23 protein-coding genes and 1 riboswitch are annotated in these 25141 nt (G+C 69.6%); of the genes, 16 read left to right on the forward strand and 7 right to left on the reverse strand.

Translation table 11 applies throughout. From position 1 onward, the window contains the following. Window positions 1–972 carry a magnesium transporter CorA family protein gene (locus G9U51_RS02770; protein ID WP_328823278.1) on the forward strand — a complete coding sequence of 324 codons (972 nt, stop codon included), beginning with the start codon at window positions 1–3 and terminating at the stop codon, window positions 970–972. A gap of 1246 nt (window positions 973–2218) precedes the next feature. Here G9U51_RS02770 and G9U51_RS02775 read toward each other — a convergent pair. Then, on the reverse strand, window positions 2219–2965 hold the full coding sequence (locus G9U51_RS02775; RefSeq protein WP_166192832.1) for a hypothetical protein: 747 nt from the start codon (window positions 2963–2965) through the stop codon (window positions 2219–2221). Window positions 2966–3296: 331 nt separating this feature from the next. After that, on the reverse strand, window positions 3297–4433 hold the full coding sequence (locus tag G9U51_RS02780) for a DUF2207 domain-containing protein (RefSeq protein ID WP_166192835.1): 1137 nt from the start codon (window positions 4431–4433) through the stop codon (window positions 3297–3299). A gap of 100 nt (window positions 4434–4533) precedes the next feature. On the opposite strand from G9U51_RS02780, the gene fdhD reads away from it, so the two are divergent. The 12 genes from fdhD (at window position 4534) to G9U51_RS02840 (ending at window position 14733) form a co-directional block, all read left to right on the forward strand. Beyond that, the gene (gene fdhD / locus G9U51_RS02785; protein WP_166192838.1) at window positions 4534–5361 is read left to right on the forward strand and encodes a formate dehydrogenase accessory sulfurtransferase FdhD; all 828 of its coding nucleotides are present in this window, start codon (window positions 4534–4536) and stop codon (window positions 5359–5361) included. Window positions 5362–5412: 51 nt separating this feature from the next. Further along, window positions 5413–5997, forward strand: a complete 585-nt coding sequence (locus G9U51_RS02790) for a CDP-alcohol phosphatidyltransferase family protein (RefSeq protein WP_328823279.1) — start codon at window positions 5413–5415, stop codon at window positions 5995–5997. Then, window positions 5994–6845, forward strand: coding sequence for a DUF881 domain-containing protein (locus tag G9U51_RS02795; RefSeq protein WP_166192841.1), 852 nt, complete (start codon window positions 5994–5996; stop codon window positions 6843–6845). Before G9U51_RS02790 ends, G9U51_RS02795 begins: the two co-directional genes overlap by 4 nt. Next, complete coding sequence (locus tag G9U51_RS02800; RefSeq protein WP_166192844.1) at window positions 6842–7174, forward strand: small basic family protein; 333 nt, start codon at window positions 6842–6844, stop codon at window positions 7172–7174. The genes G9U51_RS02795 and G9U51_RS02800 overlap by 4 nt, the downstream gene beginning before the upstream one ends. After that, complete coding sequence (locus G9U51_RS02805) at window positions 7171–8055, forward strand: DUF881 domain-containing protein (RefSeq protein WP_166192847.1); 885 nt, start codon at window positions 7171–7173, stop codon at window positions 8053–8055. Before G9U51_RS02800 ends, G9U51_RS02805 begins: the two co-directional genes overlap by 4 nt. A 34-nt stretch (window positions 8056–8089) precedes the next feature. After that, window positions 8090–8479, forward strand: a complete 390-nt coding sequence (gcvH, locus tag G9U51_RS02810; protein WP_166192850.1) for a glycine cleavage system protein GcvH — start codon at window positions 8090–8092, stop codon at window positions 8477–8479. A 32-nt stretch (window positions 8480–8511) separates the two neighbouring features. After that, complete coding sequence (locus G9U51_RS02815; protein WP_166192853.1) at window positions 8512–8967, forward strand: FHA domain-containing protein; 456 nt, start codon at window positions 8512–8514, stop codon at window positions 8965–8967. A gap of 11 nt (window positions 8968–8978) precedes the next feature. Then, window positions 8979–9659, forward strand: coding sequence for a transcriptional regulator FtsR (ftsR, locus tag G9U51_RS02820; RefSeq protein WP_166192856.1), 681 nt, complete (start codon window positions 8979–8981; stop codon window positions 9657–9659). Window positions 9660–9669: 10 nt separating this feature from the next. Then, window positions 9670–10155, forward strand: a complete 486-nt coding sequence (locus tag G9U51_RS02825; RefSeq protein ID WP_171715558.1) for a bifunctional nuclease family protein — start codon at window positions 9670–9672, stop codon at window positions 10153–10155. Window positions 10156–10309: 154 nt separating this feature from the next. Next, entirely contained in the window at window positions 10310–10900 is a 591-nt protein-coding gene (locus G9U51_RS02830) for a MerR family transcriptional regulator (RefSeq protein WP_328823280.1), read from the forward strand. 294 nt (window positions 10901–11194) lie between these two features. Then, a riboswitch (glycine riboswitch) is annotated at window positions 11195–11288 on the forward strand. Window positions 11289–11359: 71 nt separating this feature from the next. Beyond that, complete coding sequence (gene gcvP / locus G9U51_RS02835) at window positions 11360–14230, forward strand: aminomethyl-transferring glycine dehydrogenase (RefSeq protein ID WP_166192859.1); 2871 nt, start codon at window positions 11360–11362, stop codon at window positions 14228–14230. Beyond that, window positions 14230–14733 carry a GNAT family N-acetyltransferase gene (locus tag G9U51_RS02840; protein ID WP_166192861.1) on the forward strand — a complete coding sequence of 168 codons (504 nt, stop codon included), beginning with the start codon at window positions 14230–14232 and terminating at the stop codon, window positions 14731–14733. The genes gcvP and G9U51_RS02840 overlap by 1 nt, the downstream gene beginning before the upstream one ends. A 257-nt stretch (window positions 14734–14990) precedes the next feature. Here G9U51_RS02840 and G9U51_RS02845 read toward each other — a convergent pair whose 3' ends face one another. Further along, window positions 14991–15998, reverse strand: a complete 1008-nt coding sequence (locus tag G9U51_RS02845) for an SDR family NAD(P)-dependent oxidoreductase (RefSeq protein WP_166192864.1) — start codon at window positions 15996–15998, stop codon at window positions 14991–14993. 52 nt (window positions 15999–16050) lie between these two features. Between G9U51_RS02845 and G9U51_RS02850 the strand changes: the two genes are divergently transcribed. Both G9U51_RS02850 and G9U51_RS02855 read left to right on the forward strand, forming a co-directional pair. Beyond that, window positions 16051–16776, forward strand: coding sequence for a CPBP family intramembrane glutamic endopeptidase (locus G9U51_RS02850; RefSeq protein ID WP_166192866.1), 726 nt, complete (start codon window positions 16051–16053; stop codon window positions 16774–16776). Between the two features lie 50 nt (window positions 16777–16826). Next, window positions 16827–17456, forward strand: coding sequence for a GNAT family N-acetyltransferase (locus tag G9U51_RS02855; RefSeq protein ID WP_166192869.1), 630 nt, complete (start codon window positions 16827–16829; stop codon window positions 17454–17456). 3 nt (window positions 17457–17459) lie between these two features. Here the strand turns inward: G9U51_RS02855 and G9U51_RS02860 are convergent, their stop codons facing one another. From G9U51_RS02860 to G9U51_RS02875, 4 genes are read right to left on the reverse strand one after another with little or no spacing between them, the layout of a single operon-like run. Then, a complete protein-coding gene (locus tag G9U51_RS02860) occupies window positions 17460–18059 on the reverse strand; it encodes a histidine phosphatase family protein (RefSeq protein WP_166192872.1) in 600 nt (199 codons plus the stop codon). Beyond that, entirely contained in the window at window positions 18056–19270 is a 1215-nt protein-coding gene (locus G9U51_RS02865) for a pyridoxal phosphate-dependent aminotransferase (RefSeq protein ID WP_166192875.1), read from the reverse strand. The genes G9U51_RS02860 and G9U51_RS02865 overlap by 4 nt, the downstream gene beginning before the upstream one ends. Before the next feature lie 23 nt (window positions 19271–19293). Next, complete coding sequence (locus G9U51_RS02870) at window positions 19294–22380, reverse strand: AAA family ATPase (protein ID WP_166192878.1); 3087 nt, start codon at window positions 22378–22380, stop codon at window positions 19294–19296. Next, window positions 22377–23528, reverse strand: coding sequence for an exonuclease SbcCD subunit D (locus tag G9U51_RS02875; protein ID WP_166192881.1), 1152 nt, complete (start codon window positions 23526–23528; stop codon window positions 22377–22379). The genes G9U51_RS02870 and G9U51_RS02875 overlap by 4 nt, the downstream gene beginning before the upstream one ends. Window positions 23529–23656: 128 nt before the next feature. Here G9U51_RS02875 and G9U51_RS02880 point away from each other — a divergent pair, with 128 nt between their 5' ends. Continuing rightward, window positions 23657–25141 carry a glutamate--cysteine ligase gene (locus G9U51_RS02880; RefSeq protein ID WP_166192885.1) on the forward strand — a complete coding sequence of 495 codons (1485 nt, stop codon included), beginning with the start codon at window positions 23657–23659 and terminating at the stop codon, window positions 25139–25141.

Below are 25141 nucleotides of genomic sequence, written 5' to 3' on the forward strand. Positions count from 1 at the left end.
GTGGACAGCGAACGAATGCACTGCCGGGTGTGGAAGAACGGCAAGCTGATCGGCACCGAGGTAGCCCGGGACAAGATCCTCGACGCGTTGCGCGACCCCGACCACCTGGTCTGGCTCGACCTGGTCGAGGCCACCGCTGAGGAATTCGCCTGGATCGCCGAGGCCTTCCAATTGGCTCCGACCGAGATCGAGGACATCACCGCGCCGCACGAGCGGCCCAAGGTCACCCGGCGCGGCACCCACCTGTTCTTCACCACCTATTCCGCCACGGTGGTCGACGGCGAACTGCGGATGCGGCGAATCTCCGGATTCGTCCTGCCGCAGGGCATGGTCACCGTCCGGCAGGCGGATTTCCCGATCGAAGCGGCGCTGCGCACCTGGGAGGAGAACGCCGACCTGCTGGCGCACGGTCCACGAGCGCTGGTGCACGGGTTGATGGACTCGGTCGTCGACGGCCACTTCGAGACCATTCAGACCTTCGATGACCGGGTCGAAGCCCTCGACGACGTGCTCTTCGAGCGCGAGCGCACCGGGCCGGACTTCCTGCGTGAGATCTACGGCTTGCGCCGCGACCTGGTGTCCTTGCGGCGGGTGGTGCTGCCGATGCGAGAGGTCGTCAACGCGCTGGTCCGCCACGGCGGCCGCACCGACCCGGATCTGGACCCCTGGTTCGACGACCTCTACGACCATGTGCTGCGCGCGGGGGAGTGGACCGACTCGCTGCGGGATCTGGTCTCCTCGATCTTCGAGACCAATCTGTCGCTGCAGGACGCGCGGCTCAACATGATCATGCGCCAGCTCGCCGCCTGGGCCGCGATCATCGCCGTCCCGACCGCGATCACCGGGTGGTTCGGGCAGAACGTGCCCTATCCGGGCTTCTCCCAGACCTGGGGTTTCTGGGCGAGCGTGCTCCTCATCGTCGCAGGGTCGGCCGGCCTCTACTGGGCCTTCCGGCGCCGCGGCTGGGTGTGACTCGCCGCAACGGCGAGGGCAAGTGACGAGAGGGCGCGTTCACAGGGATCGGCCTGGCGTGCGTGGCCGAACCCACCGGTGTTCTCAGTGTCGATGCACGGAAGAACTGTGCGACTCACACGCCACCGCACGGCTAACTAAACCCAGAGGGAGAGAAGCGAGGCGAGGGTGGCGACGAGTAGGCCGAGCAATGAACCCCTGGTGCGCCAGGTCTTCCCGGGCCCTCCGCGAAGCTCGGTAGACATCTCGAAGAGCCCGGGAGCCTTAGGAGCCTCGCGAACAGCTGGCGTGAATGATGCGAGCACAGCTGGGAGTTGAGCGCATAGAGCCATCAGATACAGGACGACTACTAAGATTTTCATCTTCACAGGTAACCATGCCGCAGCCTGATCGGTAGTTGCCCAAACGATTAAGGAGCGAGACCGGCGACCAGAACTCCAACGACAAGGAGCGCGGTGCTGCTGCCCCACAGTGCCCAGTGGCGACTCCACCGCTTAGGCACCTCTCCGGCGTTCAGCAGAGTCTGGTGGGGTCGGTACTGGGAACCCAACAAGTCGGCAACTGCAGCAAATCCGACCAGGGCGAGGACTGCTGAGAAGGATTGCGATGAATTGTGCGCGCCCAGCAATTGCGCTGATACGAAGCCGAACCCATAAGCGAGGATCGGCATCACCGCCAGCGCGAAGCATCGCCCGTAAACCTCGAGCCATGCGTCGGCCAGATCTGCTTCGTCGGAGCACGCGTGGGTTTTGACGAGGTCATTGAGTCGAGTGGCGTTGAGAACAGCCGCTGACCACACGGCTAGGAGGCCTAGGGCCATCCCCTCCGAACTAGCGGGCAGACTCCTGACAACGATCGGGAGGCCGACGCCGCCCAACGCGACTTCGGCCCACACCAGCGTTCGAAGATTTATTACAGAGGTCAGCGTGGGGATGCGCGGATCGCGTGCGCGGTTTGGTGTGGGGTCTTTCAAGGCCGCTCGCGAACTAGTTCAATGGCGAGCCTGACGAGGAAGACGAGCTCTTCTGCTAGCCAGACGGCGCAGGCGAGGAGGTATTCCTGGGCAAAGAAGGCAAGCGCGGCGACCAGCAGCGTCGACAGCGAGGTCGCCGCGACTGACGTAATTGAAGACGTTCCCCGCACAGCGAGATCGGGACCACCAGTTCGCAATTGGTCATCCAAGAGGGCCGCCGCGCTGGTCTGGACCTCAGGAGTGGGTTCGAGGTGGTGCTCCTCGCAGAGCGCACTAAGTCCGTCGCGAAACTCTGCTTCGCTCAGACGACCGTTCTCCAGTCGAGCGCCCAGAATGCTCGACGATCCGCGTGCCTCGGCCGCGGCTCGGAGATACCCCCCCGAGGCCGCCCGCACTCAAATCCGAGGTGAGGCGCTCAGTCAGCCCGCGCGGGAGGCTCATCCGTTCGGCGACGATTCGGCTGGTGAGAGCGCCGCCGGCGGTCATGTGGTTCTGGAGGCCGAGGGCGGTCATGTGGCTCTGGAGGCCGAGGGCGAACTTCTGGTAGCCGGCCAGCCCTTTGGGGATGCCGTGGGCGAGGGCGGTTTGGCGCAGCAGCGTGGAGAGGGGGCTTGGGGGTGCGAGTGTTGTCGCCAGGGCGCTGCTGGCGGTCATGTGGTTCTGGAGGCCGAGGGCGAACTTCTGGTAGCCGGCCAGCCCTTTGGGGATGCCGTGGGCGAGGGCGGTTTGGCGCAGCAGCGTGGAGAGGGGGCTTGGGGGTGCGAGTGTTGTCGCCAGGGCGCTGCTGGCGGTCATGTGGTCCTTGAGGTCGACGTTGAACCTTGACGAAGAGACGATGGCGGCGATTCCGCTAGTAGCGGCGCTGACAGCCGTCAGGTGGTCACCGAGCCCACCGGGCAGTCTTGGCAGCCCTTCGTGCGAGCGGGCCGTGAGGCGGACGGCATAGTTCGGGTAAGGAACCGGTTTCGGCAATTTCAGATCTTCGTCATCGCCCGTGTGTGTCATCGGTGTTTCGTCCAATCGCGCAGGTCAGTGTTCTGACCGGATCTCCCGAGGGAGCGAGGCAAGACCCTCGGCTGTTTGAGGCTCCCCGACGTGGGTTACCCCATTCATGAATCGTAGGTCGGTGCGCTGACAGGCGCTCAGACGTGTGAGCGCCTGCGTTTACAAGTGGACTGCCGACCGACGTCGGGTCTGCAGTCCGGCATGACGCAACCAGCGTCGGAGGAGTCATTGGCTCGGAAGTGGCATCGCGTGGGCGGCACTCCTCTCCCGGCGGTGGAGAGATCCCTACATGCGTAAGGAGGGCCCGGGGCCCGCCTTGTGTCCTTTTTCGGTTGGGCCTAGCCGCTCACCAGTCACAGCCGCCGCAGCCGTCCAGACCATCGCATCCGTCGCATCCGTCGCATCCGTCCAGCCCGTCGCAGCCGTCGCATCCGTCGATGCAGCCGGCGCCGTCGACGAACAGCGAGGTGGCGTCGCTCGCGAAATCGGTGAACAGGAACAGGTCCGGCATGCTGTCCCAGCCGCTGGTGAGATCGCCATACCCGGCGAGCTGGGCGTCGCGCTGCACATCACGCACGAGCTTGGCCCAGCGGTCGGCCAGGCCGAAGGCGAGCGCGAAGGGCAAATAACGCGGCAGGAGGTTGGCAGCCTCTTCGAACTTGATCTGGTCGGCTTCGGCGGTGGCGAGATATTCGCGAAAGCCCAGGACCTGGATCCGCGCCGCCGTGCCGGAGGCGGTGCGCGGCGTGCGACCCCGTCCGAAGGTGATCAGCACGATCGCCGCGGCCAGCGCCCCGGCCGGCAACGCCCACGCGTAGACCGCGCCCTGGTCGCGTTGCAGCGTGTAGGCGACCCAGGCGAGCACGGCGGCGCCGGGGATCAACAGCACGCCGATCAGTGCCGGTATGCCGTTGCGCGAGCGCGGGTGATCGCGATACCAGCCCCGCTGGATCATCTCCCGATACAGGTCGATCTGCACCTCGCGCAGCTTGATCTTCAGGTGTGGCCGCAACCCGGCGAGGCTGACCTGCGGACCGCCGGCGAAGATCGCACTCAGCATCCGCTGCTCCGCCGGGCTCAGCCGGTCACCGGACGGTGGCTGCGCAGCCTGGTGGAAGACCCAGTCACCCTTGCCCTTGCCCGGCGGTCCGATGTGCTGCAGCCGGTACCAGCCCCGCAGCGACAGGTCGACGAGCATCGCGGCCAGGTCGCGCGAGTCGACGCTGCCGTCGATGATCGTGCCCGCCACCGCCGGACCCATGCCTCGCGGCGGAGAGAACTGCGGAGCGACCTGACCCTTCCACTCCACGCCACCGCGCACCCGGCGCACCGACGCCGACCTCGGGTCGACCGGCTCGAGACCGGGGGTGAGGCCGACATACTCCTGATCGCGCCGGCGCCGGGCGAGCACACTGACGACGAGGATCGCCAGGATGAGCAGGCCCACCCCGATGGCGATCGATTCGGTATCCAGCTTGGTCACCGCGCCTGCCCCTTTCGCTGCCAGCCGTCCTAGGCTTCTGCAGTATGACGAGCCTCCCCGCCCGCCGCTGTGTCGTCACCGTAACCGGTGAGCCGCGCTGATGGGCCGGCGTATCCACAGGCGACGGCTGACCGCGGTCCGGTTCGACGACCACGGCCAGGCGACCACGCACACCCGGGCCGAGGACCTCGCGGTCGAAGAGCCACTGGAAGTGCGGGTCGGCGGTGAGACGCTCACGGTGACGATGCGGTTGCCGGGTGACGACATCGAACTCGTCCACGGGCTGCTGCTCGGCGAGGGCCTGATCACCTGCCGTGAGGACGTGCTGCTCGCGCGCTACTGCGCCGACACCGAGACGCTCAACGTGCTGGAGGTGACGCTGCGCGAGGGGGAGCGGCCGATGCCGGTCAACGCCCACCGCACGCTGGTGATGCACGGCGGCTGCGGACTGTGCGGCAAAGCCAGCATCGACGCGGTCCAGGCGGCCGGCCCGCAGGTCGACTCCGCCCATCTGCCCACGCTCGATGCGCGCACCCTGGCGAGCCTGCCGGAGCAGTTGCGCGCGCAGCAGAAGGCCTTCGACCGCACCGGCGGCACCCACGCCGCCGGCCTGTTCACCGCCAACGGCGAGCCGCTCGTGGTGCGCGAGGACATCGGCCGGCACAACGCGGTGGACAAGGTCATCGGCTGGAGCCTGCTCCAGGGCGTCAACAGGGTCAACCTCACCTTGACGGTGAGCTCCCGCGCCTCCTTCGACATCGTCCAGAAGGCCGCGATGGCGGGCATCGGCACGGTCGTGACGGTTTCCGCTCCCTCGGCGCTCGCGGTGCAAGCCGCCGACGACCTCGGCATCACCTTGGCCGCCTTCGCGCGTGGCGACCGGGTCACGCTGTGCTCCCACGAGGGCCGGGTCACGCTCGGAGCCTGACCGGCCGCCCGCCGGGGTGAGCCGCGTGCTCGCGGCATTAGGCTGACCGCCGTGGAGCAGCAGGAGGCCGTGTCCGACGCGGTGTGGACGATTCCCAACCTGCTGTCCGTGCTGCGCCTGGTCGGGGTGCCGATCTTCTTCTGGCTGATCCTCGCCCACCACGACCTGTGGGCGCTGCTGGTGCTCTTCCTGGCCGGCGTCACCGACTATCTGGACGGCAAGCTGGCGCGCGCGCTCGGCCAGACCTCGCGCCTGGGCCAGTTGCTCGACCCGGCCGCCGACCGGCTCTACATCCTCGCCACCATCGTGGCGCTCGCGATCCGCGCGATCATCCCGTGGTGGCTGGTCGGGCTGCTCGTGGCGCGCGAAGCCTTCGTCGCCGCGCTCGGCCCGGTGCTGCGCAGCAACCGGTTGCCGCTGCCGCCGGTGCACTTCGTCGGCAAGGCCGCCACCTTCAACCTCATCTACGCCTTCCCGCTCGTGCTGCTCGGCCAACAGCCCGGAGCGGTCGGCGCGGTCGCCCAGCCGCTCGGCTGGGCGTTCGTGTGGTGGGGGACCGCGCTCTACTGGGTCGCCGGGATCATGTATGCCGCCCAGGTGCGCGGCATGGTGCGATCGGTGCGGGCGGCGGTATGACGACGCGCCCCGCCCGCGACCCGGCCGCCTCGATGTCGCTCATCACCGAGTTGATGCGCAACCCGCTCGACCCGTCATACGAGGATGTCGCCCGACGCAAGCGCGCGCAGGGCAAGGCGACCGGCGGCAGCCTGCACTCACCCCTGCTGGTGGTGACGACGCTGCTGATCGGGTTCGCGCTCGCCGTCGCCGCGACGGCGCTGCGGGTGCCGAAGAACCAGGCGCAGAAGGACCACGACGCGATCATCAGCCGGGTGGAGGCTGGGCAGGCCACGATCGACAAGAACACCCGCACGATCACCGGTCTGCGCAAGGAGATCGACGCCCGGCAGAATGCCGCGCTCACCGGCTCGGACCTGCCGCAGCGGATCACCACGCTGGAGACCGAGACCGGGGCTGGTGCCGTCACCGGCCCGGGCTGGCAACTCACCATCGACGACGCCCCCTCCTCGAGCACCGACGGCCAGGGCGACCCGCGCACCTCGACCTCCTCGCAGGGGCGGGTGACCTCCTCGGACCTGCAGGTCGTGGTCAACGGCTTGTGGCATTCGGGGGCCGAGGCCATCGCCATCAACGGTCAGCGGCTCGGCGCCACCACCGCGATCCGGTTCGCCGGCGAAGCGATCCTGGTCAACTTCCGGCCGCTCGTCCCGCCTTATGTGATCAGCGTGGTCGGACCGTCTACCCTGCAGTCGTCGTTCAGCTCGGGCACCGGCGGGATCTATCTCGACGGCCTGGTGCAAGGCTTCGGGGTCCGCCGCTCGATGACCGCGGCGCCCAGTCTGCGCCTGCCCGCGCTGCCCAGCATCGAGCTCAACTACGCCAAGCCGACCAAGGAGGCCCCGTGATTCCCGCCCTCGGCCTGATCATCGGTGTGGTGGTCGGCGTGCTGCTGCACCCGGATGTGCCGACCTGGCTGCAGGCCTATCTGCCGATCGCGATCATCGCGGCGCTCGATGCGGTGTTTGGCGCGGTCCGCGCGGTGCTCGACGGCATCTTCGACGACAAGGTCTTCGTCGTGTCGTTCCTGTCGAATGTCGTCGTCGCCTCCCTGATCGTCTTCCTCGGCGACCAGCTGGGCGTCGGCACCCAGTTGTCCACCGGCGTGGTCGTCGTGCTCGGCCTGCGCATCTTCAGCAATGTGGCGGCGATCCGCCGGCACCTGTTCCACGCATGACCGGGCCCGACGAGCACCCCGGCATACCGGATCCGACGCGTCGCGAGCCCGCGGACCGGCTCGCGAGCGAACCGGTGCAGTCCACCACGCGCGCCGAACACCATGAGCCGGCCGTGCAGGATGTCGCGGCCGCCGGCACGGAGGCGACGCCGGTCGAGACCCGCACCGAGGGCTGGTCCCGGCTGGCCCGCATGGGCAGACCGCGGCTCACCAAGGCCAACCTGCTCGCCACCGTGCTCGCCGTCGCACTCGGCTTCGGCGTCATGACGCAGGTGCAGCAGCAACACACCACCGGGCTGGCCAGCATGAGCCAGGCCGACCTGATCGCACTGCTCGACAGCGTCAACGCGCGCTCGGGCAAGCTCAACACCGAGATCGACACCCTCACCCGGCTGCGCGACTCGCTCAAGACCGGTGGCGACGCGGCCGCGCTCAAGGCCGCCCAGGATCGGCTGACGACCCTGCAGATCCTCGCCGGGACGATCCCGGTGCAGGGCCCCGGCATCACGATGACGATCACCGACCCGCAAAAGTCGGTCGCCTCCTCCAACATCCTGGACGCGGTCGAGGAATTGCGCGACGCCGGCGCCGAGGCGATCCAGATCGGTCCGGTGCGGGTGGTCGCGAGCACGTGGTTCGCGCTGTCCGACCAGAACACGCTGATCGTCGACGGCACGACGCTCAAGCCGCCGTATGTCGTGAAGGCGATCGGCGATTCACACACCATGTCGACGGCGATGGCGATTCCCGGTGGCGTGGTGGAATCGTTGCGGCAGTTGGGTTCCACCGCCACCATCACCTCCGCCAATGTGATCCAGGTGACCGCGTTGCGGGCGTCCTCGCAGCCTCGTTACGCTCAGCCGGACAAAGCAGCCGGCTAGATCTCCGGCGGCCCGCACGAGTCACAGGAGCATCATGAGCGACCTCGAGTACCCGGCCGACCTGCGCTACACCGCCGACCACGAGTGGGTGCGCACGAACGGTGACGGTGCAGTGCGGGTCGGCATCACCGCCTACGCCCAGGACGCTCTCGGCGACGTCGTCTACGTGAGCCTGCCGTCGGTCGGCGACGCCCTGACGGCGGGCGACAGCTGTGGCGAGGTCGAGTCGACCAAGTCGGTCAGCGACCTCTACGCGCCGCTCGATGGTGAGGTCACCGCAGTCAACGAGGCCCTGGACGCGACCCCGGAGCTGGTTAACAGCGACCCCTACGGCGAGGGCTGGATGTATGAGCTGAAGCTCGCCGACCCCGCCGCGGTCGACGCCTTGCAGGACCGCGACACCTACACCGCTTCCTTGGGCTGACAGCCCTCAGCCCGCCAGCGAGAATGGACGACATGTCTGATCAGCAGTCACCGGAGTTTCGCGACTACTCCCAGCAGGACAGCACCGCCCAGTTCGACGTGGGCGAGGTCCAGCGCCAGCAGGAGTTCGTCGGGGAGCAGCGCCTCACCAGCGCCGACCAAGCGATGGTCGATGCTCTGCGCCCGGGCACCGCGCTGCTCATCGCGATGCGCGGGCCTAACGCCGGCGCCCGCTTCCTGCTCGACGACGCCGAGGTGAGCACCGGCCGCCACCCCGACAGCGACATCTTCCTCGACGACGTGACCGTCTCGCGCCGGCACGCGCTCTTCCGCCGTGGCGAGCGCGGGTATGCCGTCCAGGATGTCGGCTCGCTCAACGGCACCTATGTCAACGGCGAGGTCACTGACCACCGCGAACTGCAGACCGGCGACGAGGTCCAGGTCGGCAAGTTCCGCCTGGTCTACTACGGCGCGTCGGCCGCCTCCTAGATCGCGGCCACGTGTCGGCCGCAGAACCTGGCCTGAGCATCGGGGCGGTCCTCGCCCAGTTGCGCGAGGAGTTTCCCGACCTGTCGGTGTCCAAGGTGCGTTTCCTGGACGCCCAAGGTGTGGTGTCGCCGCAGCGCACCAGCTCCGGCTACCGCAAATACCGTCCCGAGGATGTCGACCGGTTGCGCTTCGTGCTGCGCGCCCAGCGCGACCGGTTCTGGCCGCTCAAGGTGATCCGCGAGGCGCTCGACGCCTACGACCGCGGCCTGCAGCCCGAGGAGGGTGGCGGCCGGCCGGTCGTGCCTGCTCCGGCGGTGGTCGACGGCACGCCCTCAGAGCAGGAGGTCGCCGCTCCGGTCGAGGATCTGCGGCTCACCGCGACGGAGTTGTCCACCGCCACCGGCCTGGACGCCGACGCCGTCCAGGATCTGGTCGACTTCGCGCTCATCCGGCCCGACGCTAAGGGGCACTTCGACGGCGCGGACCTGCAGGTCGCGCACGCCGCCGCGACCCTGCTGTCGTATGGCGTGCAGGCTCGCCATCTGCGGCCCTTCCGGCTGGCCGCCGACCGCGAGCTCGGGCTGATTGACCAGCTGTTGCTGGGGCCCAGCCGGTCCGACGCCGCCGAGGTCGCCCAGCACTGCCTGGCTCTGCACCTAGCTCTGGTTCGCGCGGGGCTGCCGCGGGGGTAGCGTTGGAGGCGTGAAAGCCGTCGACGTCATGGGTGTCCGGGTCGAGATGCCCACCAACAAGCCGATCGTTCTGCTCCGCGAGGCGGACGGCGACCGTTATGTGCCGATCTGGATCGGCGCTCCCGAGGCGACGGCCATCGCGCACGTGCTCGAAGGAGTCACGCCGCCGCGTCCGCTCACCCACGACCTCTTGCTCACCGTGGTCCGTCAGCTCGGCAGCTCGGTCGAGCGGGTCGACATCGTGCGGATGACCGAGGGCGTGTTCTATGCCGAGGTCGTGCTCGGCAGCCAGCGGGTCGACGCCCGCGCGTCCGACGCCATCGCCCTGGCGTTGCGCGCCGGTGCACCGGTCTTCATCGACGACTCGATCCTCGATGAGGTCGGAGTGGCCGTCGCGGTCGAGGAGGAGGACGAGGTCGAGAAGTTCCGCGAATTCCTCGACCAGGTCTCCGCTGACGACTTCGAGGACCCAGGCGCGAGCGGTGAGGGACGATGAGTTCCCTCACTCTCAACAAGACCTTGAGGGTTGCGCGACACGCCGACGCGCTCAGCCGGTGGTCGTTGACCCGGCCCGATGGTGGGCCTACCGTCAAGGGCAGATCAGTTCTCATTCCGCCCGCGTCCGCGGGCACGCTCCCCAGGAGGTAGTCGTGGGCACTCGCACCGACGTGCAGCACCCGGGCTCCCAGGCTCCCGCTCCGCTCGAGGCCCAGCCGGCCGGTGAGCAGCGGCACGACGAGGAGGCCGCCTCCTCCGAGGGCTACCGCGGACCTGCGGCCTGCCGCGCGGCCGGTGTGACCTACCGCCAGCTCGACTACTGGGCCCGCACCGGTCTGGTCGAGCCGTCGGTGCGCAACCCCAGCGGCTCGGGCAACCACCGCCTCTACAGCTTCCGCGACATCCTCGTGCTCAAGGTCGTCAAGCGCCTGCTCGACACCGGCGTCTCGCTGCAGCAGATCCGCATCGCGGTCGGCGCGCTGCGCGACCACGGTGTCGACGACCTGGCCGGCATCACCTTGATGTCCGATGGTGCCAGCGTCTACGAATGCACCTCCGACGACCAGGTCATCGACCTCATGCGCGGCGGCCAGGGCGTCTTCGGCATCGCGCTCGGTTCGGTCTGGCGCGAGGTCGAAGGCACGCTGTCCGAGCTGCCCAGCGAGCGCGCCACCGACGAAGAGCCCGCACCGCACCCCGGCGACGAGCTGCACGCCCGCCGCTCCCGCCGCAACGCGGGATAATTCCTTCTCACCGATCTCCTCAACGCTCCGATCGCCCTCGCACGCTCGGGCGTTCGTTCGCTTGATCGTCGCCCGGCGGATTCCTTTTCGCCCAGCTCCTCAGCGCTCGGCGCAGCCTCGCACGCTCGGCAGCGCTCTCGCTTGATCGTCGCCGGGCGGGCTCCGGTCCTTCTCGCAGGCTCGACAGCGCTCTCGCTTGATCGTCGCCGGGCGGATTCCTGTTCGCCCGACCGCCATACGTTCTGACACCGCCTCGGTTTCCACCAGGGCGGTGTTAGATTTGTCTCCAGCTTTCGACACCGGACGGGAGAGTCCGCACCACCTCGGTGCGGCGCCGAAGGGGCAAGCCTCCCCGCAACCTCTCAGGCCACCGGACCGCCCGGTCGAGGCGACTCTGAAGGGCGCCCGCGTCCAACAGTGGGGGAGACGCTCGTCGTCCCCGCCCGCAAAGGATCAGGTATGTCGCTCGACGCCGGCCCCGATTTCGTCCGCCGCCACATCGGCCCTCGCGAGCAAGACGTCGCGACGATGCTCGGCACCATCGGGGTGTCCAGCCTCGGCGCGCTGATCGACAAGAGCGTCCCCGGCGGCATCCGCGCCGGCCGCGAACTCGACATTGACGCTGCGGCGTCCGAGCCGGCCGTCATCGCCGAGCTGCGCGAGAAGGCCTCCCGCAACCGGGTGCTCACCTCGATGATCGGCCTCGGCTACTACGGCACCCACACCCCGCCGGTGGTGCGCCGCAACATCCTGGAAAACCCCGCCTGGTACACCGCCTACACGCCCTATCAGCCGGAGATCTCCCAGGGCCGGCTGGAGGCGCTGCTCAACTTCCAGACCGTCGTATCCGACCTCACCGGACTGCCGACGGCCGGTGCCAGCCTGCTCGACGAGGCAACCGCGGTCGCCGAGGCGATGACCCTGATGCGCCGGGCTGCCAAGGTCGCCGACGACGCAGTGTTGCTGCTCGACGCCCAGGTGCTGCCGCAGTCGGTCGCCGTCACCCAGACTCGCGCGGGCGCCCTCGGCATCGACGTCGTCGTCGCCGACCTGCGCGATGTGCGCGACGCCGCCGGGCTGCGCGCCGCCGCTGGGGACCGTGACGTCTTCGGCGTGGTCGTGCAATATCCCGGCGCCGCCGGAGAGGTGGTCGACTGGCGGGCGCTGACGGCCGCCGCGCACGACGCCGGCGCGCTCGTCACCGCCTCCACCGACCTGCTCGCCCTCACCCTGCTCACCCCGCCCGGGGAGTGGGGTGCCGATGTCGCTGTCGGCAACAGCCAGCGCTTCGGAGTGCCGATGGGCTTCGGTGGCCCGCACGCCGGGTTCATGTCGGTGCGCAGCGGGCTCGAGCGCACCCTGCCCGGGCGCCTGGTCGGCGTGAGTCTCGACGCGGACGGCGCCCCGGCATACCGGCTGGCTCTGCAGACGCGCGAGCAGCACATCCGGCGGGAGAAGGCGACCTCGAATATCTGCACAGCCCAGGTGCTGCTCGCGGTCATCGCCTCGATGTATGCCGTGTGGCACGGCCCCGAGGGTCTCGCGCAGATCGCCCGGGATGTGCACGGCAAGGCGGTCGGGCTGGCCGAGGCGCTGCGCGCGGGCGGCATCGAGCCGGTGCACAAGAGCTTCTTCGACACGCTGACCGTCGCCGTCCCCGGCCGCTCCGATGCGGTCGTCGAGGCGGCACTCGACCGGGGCATCAACATCTGGCGGGTGGACGCCGACCACGTGTCGGTCAGCGTCGACGAGACCACGACCGACGAGCAGCTCGCGGCCGTGGCGGCGGCCTTCGGCGTCAACGCCCCGCAGGCCAGCGATGGCACCGAAATCTGGGATGACGCGCTAGTGCGCACCTCGGACTACCTCACCCACCCAGTGTTCAACACCCACCACAGCGAGACCGGCATGCTGCGCTATCTGCGCGCGCTGGCCGACCGCGACTACGCCCTCGATCGCGGGATGATCCCGCTCGGTTCGTGCACGATGAAGCTCAACGCCACGACCGAGATGGAGTCGATCACCTGGCCGGAGTTCGCCGACCTGCACCCCTTCGCTCCGGCCGATCAGACCGTCGGCATCCGCGAGCTCATCGACGACCTCGAGGGCTGGCTGTGCGCGATCACCGGGTATGACGCGGTGTCGCTGCAGCCGAACGCCGGCTCGCAGGGCGAGTTCGCCGGGCTGCTCGCGATCCACGCCTACCACCAGGCCAACGGCGAGTCCGAGCGCAATGTCTGCCTGATCCCGGCGTCGGCTCACGGCACCAACGCGGCGTCGGCGGTGATGGCCGGGCTCAAAGTCGTCGTGGTCAAGACCGCCCCGACCGGTGAGGTCGACATGGACGACCTCAAGCTGAAGTTGAAGCAGCATGGCGAGACGCTCGCCGCGATCATGGTGACCTATCCCTCGACGCACGGCGTCTTCGAGGACACCATCGCCGAGCTGTGCGATCTCGTGCACGAAGCAGGCGGCCAGGTCTACATCGACGGCGCCAACCTCAACGCGCTCGTCGGCGTCGCCCAGCCGGGCCAGTTCGGTGGCGACGTGTCACACCTCAACCTGCACAAGACCTTCTGCATCCCGCACGGTGGCGGCGGCCCCGGCGTCGGTCCGGTCGCGGTGCGCTCGCATCTCGCGCCCTACCTGCCCAACCACCCGTTGTCGGCTGAAGCCGGTCCCGACACCGGCGTCGGTCCGGTGTCCGCCGCGCCCTTCGGGTCCGCGTCGATCCTGCCGATCTCGTGGGCCTACGTGCGGCTCATGGGTGGTGCGGGACTGACTGCGGCGACCGAGACCGCCATACTGTCGGCGAATTATGTGGCGGCTCGCCTGCGCGACTCCTTCCCGGTGCTGTATGCCGGGCAGAGCGGGCTGATCGCCCACGAGTGCATCCTCGATCTGCGTCCGCTCACCAAGGAGTCGGGCGTGACCGTGGACGATGTGGCCAAGCGGCTGATCGACTACGGCTTCCACGCGCCGACGATGTCCTTCCCGGTCGCGGGCACGTTGATGGTCGAGCCGACCGAATCCGAATCGCTGGAGGAGCTCGACCGCTTCTGCGAGGCGATGATCGCCATCCGGGCCGAGATCCAGGACGTCATCGACGGCAAGGTCGCGGCCGCCGACTCGGTGCTGCGGCACGCGCCGCACACCGCCCTGTCGCTGACCGCCGACTGGGACCACCCCTACACCCGCGCCGAGGCGGCTTACCCGGCCGGCGTCGACCCGCTGCGCAAGTACTGGGCGCCGGTGCGCCGGATCGATGGTGCATATGGCGACCGCCATCTGATCTGCTCGTGCCCGGCGCCCGAGGCCTTTGAGGACTGATGCGCATCACCGTCGTGGACGCGGTCGGCTCGGCGGATACCGCCGAGCTGTGGCCGGTCTACGACGCTGTCTTCGGCGACCAGCCGGACGAATCAACCTGGCGAAAGTCGGTGTGGGACAAGCACATCGCCCGCTCCGGCTTCGCGCTCGCCCGGGCCTACGACGACTCGGCGTTGGTCGGTTTTGCCTATGGCTACACCGGTGAGGCCGGGCAGTGGTGGACGGACAACGTGCGGTCCACTCTGCCTGCGGCGGTCGCCGAGGAGTGGCTCGGCGATCATTTCGAACTGGTGAGCATCGGAGTGCTTGCCTCGCATCGAAGCCACGGGATCGGACGCGCGCTGATGCGTGCACTGCTCGCCGATCGGCCCGAGCCTCGGTGGTTGCTGCAGACGACCGCGGACGCCGACGATCCGGCGCGCCGGCTGTATGCCGCCGAAGGCTGGCGGGTGCTCGGGCCGGGCACCGGTGAGGGCACGGTGGTGATGGGCCGCCAGCGCTGATCTGTTGGCGCGGATCGCCCAGTTGGGCGTTTTGTGCCGGTGGGGGCCGGGCCGGTTGGTGCGGATCGCCCAGTTGGGCGTTTTGTGCCGGTGGGGGCCGGGCCGGTTGGTGCGGATCGCCCAGTTGGGCGTTTTGTGCCGGTGGGGGCCGGGCCGGTTGGCGCGGATCGCCCAGTTGGGCGTTTTGTGCCGGTGGGGGCCGGGCCGGTTGGCGCGGATTGCCCAGTTGGGCGTTTTGTGGCGGTGGAGCGCTGCTCCTAACCCGCCCACTCCGGGTCGGCGGTGGTGAGCTGGGCCGGATCGGCCTCACCGGGCTCGGGCAGCGGGCGGCCGTCGCCGCGTCGCGGGCCCGCGAGGGCAGCGCGCAGTGCCTCGTCGACGGTGAGGAAGTCGCGCGCACAGCCCTCGGCATACTCGGCGATGTCGTTCTCCTGGCAGACGACCTCGTGGATCAGCGACCCAACCAAGGGCTGGGCGATCCCGGTGCTGACCGGGGTGACCAGACCGACCCACAGGCTCGCCAACTTCGGGGTGAGCACAGGAAAAGTCACGACCAGCCGGCGACGGAGCCCGTCGACGCGAGCGAACCGCGTGATCAGCTGGCGGTAGGTGAGGACGTCCGGGCCGCCGATGTCGAAGGTGCGGTTGAGATGCGAGGGCAGGTCGGCCGCCGCGACGAGCAGGCAGAGGACGTCGCGCACGGCGATCGGCTGGATGCGGTTGTCGAGCCACTTCGGCGCGATCATGGCGGGAAGGCGCCGGGTGAGGTGTCGCAGCATCTCGAAGGACGCCGACCCCGAGCCGATGATGACCGCGGCCTGCAACACCGCGGTCGGCACGCCGCTGTCCATCAGGATGTCGCCCACCTCGACGCGTGAAGCGAGATGCGCACTCAGCTTGTTGTCGACCGGGTGCAGCCCGGACAGGTACACGATCCGTTGGACGTCTTGCTCACGCGCGGCGAGTCCGAAGCTGCGGGCCAGCCGCCGGTCGCGCTCGACGAAGTCGCCCTTGCCATCCATCGAGTGCAGCAGGTAGTACGCGACGTCCACGTCGGCCAAGGCTCGGGCGAGCGCCGCCTCGTCGGTGGCGTCGCCTTCGACGATCTCGACCTGGTCCGAGGAGGACCACGCGCGCTCGGACAACCGGTCGGCGCTGCGGGTCAGCACGCGCACCCGCCAGCCGGCGTCGAGCAGGGTGGGCACGAGCCGAGAACCGATGTAACCGGTGGCGCCAGTGACGAGCGCGAGGCGTGCTGGAGGCATGGAGATGATCCTTGCATCCCGTGCCGCCGGGTGCGGATGCAAGGATCGGGGAATGGTCGCCCCGGTGGAGGAACTGCGCGAGTTCGTGCGCGCGGCTCTCATCGACCCGGTGCCCCGCAACCACCAGGAGTCGGACGCGGCCTTCCATCGCCGCCGGGTGGTCGCCGTGGTCACCCTGGTGATCGGCACGGCCGTGCTGGCCTATGCGCTGCGGGTGCCGCCGGGCGATCCACGGTTCTATGCCGCGACGGGTGCGCTGGCCGTCGTCTGGGCCGTGGGGGCGTGGTCCTCCGGGCCGCTGCACCTCGGGCGCGCTCGCACCCGCAACGGCCGTTATGACGTGCGCCCGGTGCTGCAGCCGCTGGTCGTCGGCTTGCTGCTGCTCGGAGTCTTCCTGATCGGCGCCATTGTGGTGGCCCGGGTGCCGGTGCTCCGCGGACCGGTCGACGCCCTGCTCGATCACGCCCGCTTCGGCTCGCTGCCGTTGGTGGCCGCGCTCACCGCGGTCAACGGAATCGCCGAGGAGCTCTACTTCCGCGGCGCGGCGTTCGCTGCCGTTGGCCGCCGCTATCCGGTGCTGATCACGACCATCGCGTATGCCGCCGTCACGGCCTTCTCGGGTGTGCCGCTGCTCGTGCTCGCGGGTGCGGTGCTGGGTCTGGTGACGGGGTTGCAGCGCCGGGTCACCGGCGGCATCCTCGCGCCGATCATCACCCACCTCACCTGGTCCCTCGGGATGCTGCTGCTTTTGCCGCCCGCGCTGAATGCCTTCGGCTGAACGTCGGAAAGTCGGTGGCCGGGCCGCAGCGCATCGAGCACAGTAGGGAGGTGGCTGCGCCGATCCTCACCACCGACCGGATGCTCTTGGTGCCGCTGGCCGACCGTCACCTCGGCTTAGAGATCGAGCTCGACTCCGACCCGGAGGTGTTGCGTTTCCTCTTCGGTCGCCCTCGCCCGGCCGACGAGGTGCGGCGGGCCCATGCCGAACGGATGGAACTCGGTCGACGGGTCGACGGCCTCGGGTATTGGGTCGCGTTCGGTGTTGACGGTGGAGCTCGGGGATCGCGGGCGCCCGCCGCTGAGGAGGATGGTGAGTTCTTAGGCCTGATGATGTTGCCGCCGGCTCATGGACCAGACCAGCCGGACGACCCGACGGTGGGCGAGCTGGGTTATCGGTTTCGTCGGCAGGTATGGCGACGCGGGCTCGCCACGGAGGCGTCACGACGGCTGCTCGCGCACGCCTTCGACACCGTCGGGCAGAGTCGCGTGCTGGCCCAGACGATGGCGGTCAACGCCGGCTCCCGCGCGGTGATGGCGGCGCTCGGAATGCGGCATACGCGCACCTTTTATCCGTCCTTCGAAGATCCGTTGCCCGGCGCCGACCAGGGCGAGGTCGAATACGAGATGACGGCGGTAGAGTGGCGCGCCCGCAATCGTCCAGGTGACGAATCGCGTTGAGCCTCAGGCAGATCGGTCCCAGGCCGTGCAGACGGCGCCGTCAGCGTCGAGGTCGACCACGGCAGTGGCCGTGTTGCCGAGTTGAGCGGCCACCACGCCGGGCGCGATCCGCGCCATCGCCGGTATGCCGAGTCGCAGGATGCCGCCATGACTGACGACCAGCACCGTCTCGCCCCGGTGCAGATCGGCGATATCACCCAGCACGGTGCGCAGCCGGGTGACCACCTCGAGGCCGGATTCGCCGCCCGGGACGCGCGCCTGGAGATCACCGGCCAGCCACTGGGCGTAGATCGGCGCGAACGGATCGGTCGTGCGATCTGCGCCTTCGAAGTCGCCAACTGTGAACTCCTGCAACGCATTTCGCGTCGTGACGGCCACGCCGAGCACCGCTGCCGCCAGCTCGGCAGTCTGCACAGCGCGAGCCATCGTGGACGCGTAAGTGTGCGCGACGCGGCGCCCGGCATACCGCTCGCCGAGGGCGCGGGCCTGGGACCGGCCGAGGACCGTGAGGGTGCCGCCGTCGTCATACCAGCGATCGGTCTCATAGACCGCCTCGCCATGCCGGGCCAGGATGATCGTGGCCGGGCACTGCAGGTCGCTCATCGCATGCTGGACAGATAGTCCGCGATGCGACCGATCGCCTCGGTGAGCACCTCGACATCGGGCAGCGTGACCAGCCGGAAGTGGTCGGGCTCGAACCAGTTGAAGCCGGTGCCGTGGGTGACCAGGATCTTCTTGGCCCGCAGCAGGTCGATCACGAAGGCCTGGTCGTCGTCGATCGGATAGACCGAGGGGTCCAGCCGCGGGAAGCAGTAGAGCGCGCCCTGCGGTTCGACGCAGCTGACCCCGGGGATGTCGTTGAGCAAGCGCGCGGCGAGCTTGGCCTGCTCGTAGTAGCGGCCGCCGGGCACGATGAGTTCGTTGACCGACTGGTAGCCGCCGAGGGCGGTCTGGATCGCGTGCTGCGCGGGCACATTGGCGCACATGCGCATATTCGCCAGCAGGGTGAGGCCCTCGAGGAAGTCCCCGGCTAGGTGCTTCGGCCCGGAAATCCACACCCAGCCCGCGCGGTAGCCGCACACCCGGTAGGCCTTCGACAGCCCGCTGAAGGTCAGGCACAGCACGTCATCGCCGGCGAAGGTCGCCGCGTGGTGGTGCACCGCGTCGTCGAAGAGGATCTTCTCGTAGATCTCGTCCGCCATCACGACCAGGTCGTGGCGCCGGGCGATATCGATCATCCCGCGCAGCGTCTCGGCCGAATAGACCGCGCCGGTCGGGTTGTTGGGGTTGATGATGACCATCGCGTGGGTGTTCTCGGTGACCTTGGCCTCGAGGTCGGCGAGATCGGGATTCCAGCCGTTGTCCTCATCGCACCGGTAGTGCACCGGGGTGCCGCCGCACAGCGTCACCGCGCCGGTCCACAGCGGATAGTCCGGCGCCGGCACCAGCACCTCGTTGCCGTCGTCGAGGAAGGTCTGCAGCACCATCGAGATGAGCTCGGACACGCCATTGCCGATGAAGACGTCGTCGACGACGGCATCGCGGAAACCCTTGGACTGGTAGTACTGCGCGACCGCGGTGCGCGCCGAGTAGATCCCGCGCGAGTCGGAGTACCCCTGGGCCTCGGGCAAGGCCTGGATCATGTCGGCGACGATCGCCTCGGGTGCCTCGAAACCGAACGGCGCGGTGTTGCCGATGTTCAGCTTGAGGATCTTGTGGCCCTCGTTCTCCAGGCGCTGGGCCTCCACGAGGATCGGGCCGCGGACGTCATACCGGACGCCCTGCAACTTCTTGGACTGCTTGATCTGGCGCACGGCGCCAGCCTTTCACGGTTGGGTCAGGCCACGTCGCAGGACGCGGCGAGACGCACCGTGATCCGCGACCCCGTTTCGCCCTTGGCGACCTCGATCTGGGCGGGGATGCGGCCGCGCAGTTCGCCGACATGGCTGACCACGCCGACGGTGCGGCCACCGGCTCGCAGGTCATCGAGCACGCTCATCACCGTCTCGAGCGCGTCCTCGTCCAGGCTGCCGAACCCCTCATCGACCAGCAAGGTCTCCAGCGGCCGGCCACCGGTGGTGTGCAGCACGGCCTCGCCGAGCCCCAGGGCCAGCGCCAGCGACACCACGAAGGATTCACCGCCGGACAGCGTCGCGGTGTCGCGCACCGTGCCGGTCCAGGCGTCGCGCACCTGCAGCCCGAGCCCGCTGCGGGCCCCGCGCGCCGCGAGCGCGTCGGTGTGCTCGAGCAGGTAGCGCCCGTCGGTCATCACCCGCAGGCGTTCGTTGGCGAGGGTGACGACGGCTTCCAGCCGGGCCGCCAGGACGTATGACGTGAGCCGCATCCGCAGCGCGTTGTCCCCGCCGACACCGAGGACCGCATCGGTCAGCTTTTCGGTGGTCGGGAGCGCAGCACGCGCCGCACGGGACTCCTCGAGGGTGGTGCCCACCCGTTCCAGGCACTGATCGAGCGCCGTCAGCGCCGACCGCACCCGCTCCACGCTGAGGTGCGCGACACGGGCCTGCTGGCGCGCGGCGTGCGCGATCTCGATCGCGGCGGGCAGGTCCACCGGGCCATGGGCGATCGCCGCGACGACCGGGGCGCTCTCGAGCAAGCCGGTGGCCTTGGCGCGCTCCTGCTCGGCGGCCTGCAGTCGAGCATCGATCGCGGCGGCTTCCGCCGCCGCCAGGTGGGCGGCGAGCACCTGGCCGGCGTCCTCGAAGCCGGAGTCGGACAGGGCCGTCGACAGCGCGTCGCGGTCGGCGGCGTGCACCTCCTCGGCGGAGCTGAGGGCGCGCTCGTGCTCTCCAACGGCGGCCACCAAGCGCACCGCGCTCGCATGAACGGCGACGGTCTCGTCACCGCGACCACCACAGGCGCACCGTGCTGCATGGTCGGCGAGCGCGGCGGCCTTGGCCTGCGCGGCGGCATCCCGTTGTTGCTCGGCGGCGGCGAGTTCGCCGGAGCGGGTGTCCAGCGCAGAACGGGCCGTCGCCAGCGCGACCGCGGTATCACCGGCTTCGGTGGCGAGGTTGTCGGCACGCTCGCGCAGGGCGGTGAGGAGTTCGGCCGCGGCGGCCGCCTCGGTCTCGGCGTCCACGGCCCGGGTGCGCAGCGCGGTGACGGCGTCCTCGTCGACGGTCTCACCGCCCGGCGCCTGCTCAGAGTCCCCGCTCACTGCGCTCGCGGAATCGCGCAGCAGACGCCGAATGAGCGCCTCCTCGGCCGCGAGCAGGTCGTCAGCATCCCGCAGACGCGCCCGCGCGGCTGCCGCCTCCTGCTCGGCACGCGTGTGCTCGGTCCGGGCCTCAGCCGCGGCTCGCTCGGCCTCGGCGACGGCCTCCTCGGTCACCAACTCAGCGCTGGTCGCCGGCTCGGGATGGGTGGTGCTGCCGCACACGGGGCAGGGCGCGCCATCGGTGAGGTCGATCGCCAACTCGCTCGCGAACCCGTCCAATCGCTTGCGGCGCAACGAGATTGCCTGCTCCTCAGCGGCGGCATACCGCGTGGCGGCGGTCCGCGAAGCAGCCGCCGCAGCCTCGTGCTGCACGTGTCGCTGACCGCGCGCGCCAGCGGCCCGCAACCACCGGTCGACGGCGCTGATCGCGGCGCGGGCGGCATCGAGACCGGCGCTGTCCTGCTCGGCGGCGGTCACCTGGGCCCGGACCTGCTCCTGCTGCTCGGCGACCGTGGCGGCCTGCCGGGTCAGCCGCTCGGTCTGGGTGCGCGCGGCGACGACGGCGGCGTCCAGGCGACGCACCGTCGTGGTCGCCGCGCTGAGCTGGTCGGCGATGGAGGTCAGCGCCGACAGCGCGTCGGTGCCCTCGTCGATCGCCTGCGCGATCACCGCGGGCTCGTCGTCCCGGGTCGCCGCGACCAGATCGCGCACCGCGGCGGTATGCCGGTCGCGGGCGTCGGCCAGCCGACGGGCCGACCGGTCCCGGGCCCGCACGAGCGGATGCACCCCGAGGGTGCGCCGATGTGCCTCGAGTCGGGCGCGATCGGCGCTGCGGTCGTCAGCATCGGTGTCGAGGCGTTGCAGGGTGGCGCGCGCATCGGCGGCCTGGCGTTGGAGCCGATCGGTCGCGGTCGCCTCGGAAAGCGCCGACTGGGCGGCTTCGTCGCGCCGCGCGGCGGCGTCCTCCTCGGCGATGGCCACGGTGAGCCGGGCCGAGACTTCCTCCCGGGTGGCGCGGATCGCCGGCGCGAGGCCCTCGGGCGGCAGGTCACGCCATACCTCAGGCTGCGCGCTGAGGTCGAGCACCGACAGCGGGTCCTCGACCCGCAGCAGGGCGTCCTGGATCGCCCGGTCCGCCGCGGCGACCTCGGCGCGCAACTCGGCGCGGTGGGCCGCGAGCCAGGTCTCGACGTCGCTGAACCGGCTGATGTCGAACAATCGCTGCAGCACCGCGGCCCGGTCGTCGGCCTTGGCGCGCAGGAAGGTCGCGAATTCGCCTTGGGGCAGCAGCACCACCTGGGCGAACTGCTCGAGCTTGAGACCGAGCAGACCGTCGAGCACATCGCCGACCTCGTCCAGCCGCGCCGACAACGACTGCCAGTCGCCGTGCTTGAACTCATCCAGCTGCACCCGGGCCGGACGGGTCGTGGTGCCGCCGCCGCGCTTCTTGGCTGCGGTGTGGGCGGGGGAGCGCGTGACGCGCAACCGTCGGCCGGCGACGGTGAGGACGAGTTGCACCTCCGGCCGGGTCTCCGGCGCGTGGTCGCTGTGCAGGCTCTGCCGGCGTCGAGCGCCGGGCACCTCGCCGAAGAGGGCGAAGCAGACCGCGTCGAGGATGCTGGTCTTGCCCGCACCGGTCGGGCCGTGCACGAGGAAGAGCCCGTGCTCGGCCAGGGCGTCGAAGTCGACGTCCGCCGCCGCGGCGAACGGCCCGAAGGCCTGCACCCGCAGATGATGCAGCCTCACGCGGCACCCACCTGACCCTCGTCGTCACGCCGCGCGCGGTCGGTGCGGGTCTGCTCGAGCGCGATCTCGAACAGCGCTCGCTCGTCGTCGGCGGCGTCGCGGCCGCGCACATGGTCGAGGAAGTCGCAGCACACATCCAGGTCGGCGCGGTCCCTGACCCGGGTGGCGTAGGAGCCGATCGAGCGCGACCCCACCGGAGCATCGAAGGCGAGGACGAGCGTGTGCGGGAACCGTCGGCGCAACTGCTCCATCGCTCCGGCCGGCCGGCTCGCATCGGTGAGCGTCACTTCGCACCAGGACTGCTCGGCCTCGCCGTATGCCGGGTCGCTCAGCAGATCGGCCAACTCGCCGCGCAGCCGGGCCAGGGGGCGAGGCACCGGCGCCGCGATGGAGGTGGTCCGCAGGCCAGCAACGGTGGCCTCGACGAGGACCGACTCCTTGACCTGGCCGGTCTCGCTGAACGACATGGCCAGCGGGGAACCGGAGAACCGGACCGAGTCGGTGACCGCCTGGGGCCGGTGGAGGTGACCGAGGGCGGCATACGAGATGCCGTCGAAGACCTCGGCGGGCACGGCGGCGACGCCACCGACGGCGATGTCTCGCTCGGAATCGCTGCTGGTGGCCCCGGTGACGAAGGCGTGCGCCATCACCACGCTCGGACCGGTGCGGGACGTCAGGTCGGCGCGCACTCGCTGCATCGCCGCGCGCAGCACGCCCGCGTGGGTGCGCTCGGCGGCCGCGAGCGGCTCGGCGGTGAGCGAGGGCTCGAGGTAGGGGAGCGGATAGATCACGCCGTCGGCGACCTGCACCGGGCGGCCGATCGAGGCGAGGCTGGTGCGGACGTGGACCCCGCTGCGTTCGAGCACGCCGGCGCCGAAGCCGAGCCGGGTCGCCGAGTCATGGTTGCCGCTGGAGATCACCACCTGGGTGAGCTCGGACAGCCGGGTGACGGCCTCGTCCAGCACCCGCACCGCGTCGGGCGGAGGCAGCGCCCGGTCGTAGACATCGCCCGACACCAGCACCGCGTCCACCCGCTCGGAGCGCACGACCTGCACCAGGTGCTCGAGATATGTCGCCTGGGCATCGAGCAGCCCGACACCGTGGAACGAGCGTCCCAGGTGCCAGTCGGAGGTGTGCAACAACCGCATGTCCAGCAGGCTAGGAGAGACCACCGACAACCTCCCGGAGGTCGCTCGCGCGCCGCCCTGGCTCGCCCCATATCGCCGGTCCGAACCGTTAGGTTGGCCGCACGCCAGGGCCCGACGGAGGAGGACGCATGGGTGCCGACATCGAAGGGACCCCCTTCACCCGCGAGCAGCGCCAGCGCTACCGCGAGAAGGTCCGCCAGGATCTCGACGTCTTCGAACGGATGCTGCACACCCGCGGCTTCGAGTTCGACCGCCAGCTCACCGGCATGGAGATCGAGCTCAACCTGGTCGGCTCCGACATGCAGCCTGCGATGGTCAATGCCGCTGTGCTGGAATCGATTTCGGATCCCGACTACCAAACCGAGCTGGGCCAGTACAACATCGAGCTCAACGTCAGCCCCCGCCCGATGCCGGGCGACGAGGCGCTGCGGCTGGAGGCGGACCTGCGCGACAGCCTCAACCGGGCCGACCAGCAGGCCCAGCAGGCCGGGGCTCGGATCGTCACGATCGGCATGCTGCCGACGCTCATGCCCGATCACTTCCACACCGAGTGGATGAGCGCCAACGCGCGGTATGCCGCCCTCAACGAGGCGATCTTCGCGGCCCGGGGCGAGGACCTTTTCCTCGACATCGAAGGCCCGTCCGGCGAGCGCCTGGCGACCTATGCCGACTCGATCGCCCCTGAGTCCGCGTGCACCTCGGTGCAATTGCACCTGCAGGTGCGCCCGCTGCAGTTCGCGTCCTACTGGAACGCCGCCCAGGCCTTCTCCGGTGTGCAACTCGCGGTCGGTGCGAACTCGCCATACTTCTTCGGCAAGCAGCTGTGGCACGAGAACCGGATCGAGGTTTTCAAGCAGGCCACCGACGTGCGCTCGATCGAACTCAAGAACCAGGGCGTCCGCCCGCGGGTGTGGTTCGGCGAGCGCTGGATCACCTCGATCTTCGACCTCTTCGAGGAGAACGTGCGCTATTTCCCGGCGCTGCTGCCGGAGTCCAGCGATGAGGACCCGGTGGCGCTGTTCGAGGCCGGCAAGGCGCCCGAGCTGGCCGAGTTGCGGCTGCACAACGGCACCGTCTACCGCTGGAACCGGCCGATCTACGACATCGTCGACGGACGGCCCCACCTGCGCGTGGAGAACCGCGTGCTGCCGGCCGGTCCCACGATCATCGACACGATGGCCAACTCCGCGTTCTACTACGGCGTGGTGCGGATGCTCGCCGAGGACGAGCGGCCGATCTGGACCCGGATGAGCTATGCCGCGGCCACCGAGAATTTCTACGAATGCGCCCGGCACGGCATCGAGGCCAAGGTCTACTGGCCCGGCTTCGGCGAGGTCTCGGCCGACGAACTCGTGCTGCGGCATCTGCTGCCGCTGGCTCACGAAGGGCTGGAGCAGTGGGGCGTGGCGCCGAGTGTCCGCGAGCGCTATCTCGGGGTGATCGAGGGCCGCTGTCGCGCAGGGGTCAACGGTGCGAGCTGGCAGATCGCCTGCGTGAAAGCCCTTGAGGCACAAGGACTTCAGCGCACCGATGCGCTGGCGAAGATGCTCGAGCTCTATCTCGTCGGGATGTCGGACAATGTCCCGGTGCACGAGTGGGAGCTGCCGGGCTGA

Origin of the sequence: Metallococcus carri, assembly GCF_011440275.1 — a bacterium.
In the GTDB taxonomy this organism is placed as follows: Bacteria; Actinomycetota; Actinomycetes; order Actinomycetales; family Dermatophilaceae; genus Metallococcus; species Metallococcus carri.

What these genes read in the sequence shown, in the direction of transcription:
- G9U51_RS02795 (WP_166192841.1), top strand. Translation starts at nt 5,994, where the DNA reads ATGACGACGCGCCCCGCCCGCGACCCGGCCGCCTCGATGTCGCTCATC.
- G9U51_RS02840 (WP_166192861.1), top strand. Translation starts at nt 14,230, where the DNA reads ATGCGCATCACCGTCGTGGACGCGGTCGGCTCGGCGGATACCGCCGAG.
- G9U51_RS02815 (WP_166192853.1), top strand. Translation starts at nt 8,512, where the DNA reads ATGTCTGATCAGCAGTCACCGGAGTTTCGCGACTACTCCCAGCAGGAC.
- gcvP (WP_166192859.1), top strand. Translation starts at nt 11,360, where the DNA reads ATGTCGCTCGACGCCGGCCCCGATTTCGTCCGCCGCCACATCGGCCCT.
- G9U51_RS02860 (WP_166192872.1), bottom strand. Translation starts at nt 18,059, where the DNA reads ATGAGCGACCTGCAGTGCCCGGCCACGATCATCCTGGCCCGGCATGGC.
- G9U51_RS02850 (WP_166192866.1), top strand. Translation starts at nt 16,051, where the DNA reads ATGGTCGCCCCGGTGGAGGAACTGCGCGAGTTCGTGCGCGCGGCTCTC.
- G9U51_RS02845 (WP_166192864.1), bottom strand. Translation starts at nt 15,998, where the DNA reads ATGCCTCCAGCACGCCTCGCGCTCGTCACTGGCGCCACCGGTTACATC.
- G9U51_RS02805 (WP_166192847.1), top strand. Translation starts at nt 7,171, where the DNA reads ATGACCGGGCCCGACGAGCACCCCGGCATACCGGATCCGACGCGTCGC.
- G9U51_RS02875 (WP_166192881.1), bottom strand. Translation starts at nt 23,528, where the DNA reads ATGCGGTTGTTGCACACCTCCGACTGGCACCTGGGACGCTCGTTCCAC.
- gcvH (WP_166192850.1), top strand. Translation starts at nt 8,090, where the DNA reads ATGAGCGACCTCGAGTACCCGGCCGACCTGCGCTACACCGCCGACCAC.
- G9U51_RS02880 (WP_166192885.1), top strand. Translation starts at nt 23,657, where the DNA reads ATGGGTGCCGACATCGAAGGGACCCCCTTCACCCGCGAGCAGCGCCAG.
- fdhD (WP_166192838.1), top strand. Translation starts at nt 4,534, where the DNA reads ATGGGCCGGCGTATCCACAGGCGACGGCTGACCGCGGTCCGGTTCGAC.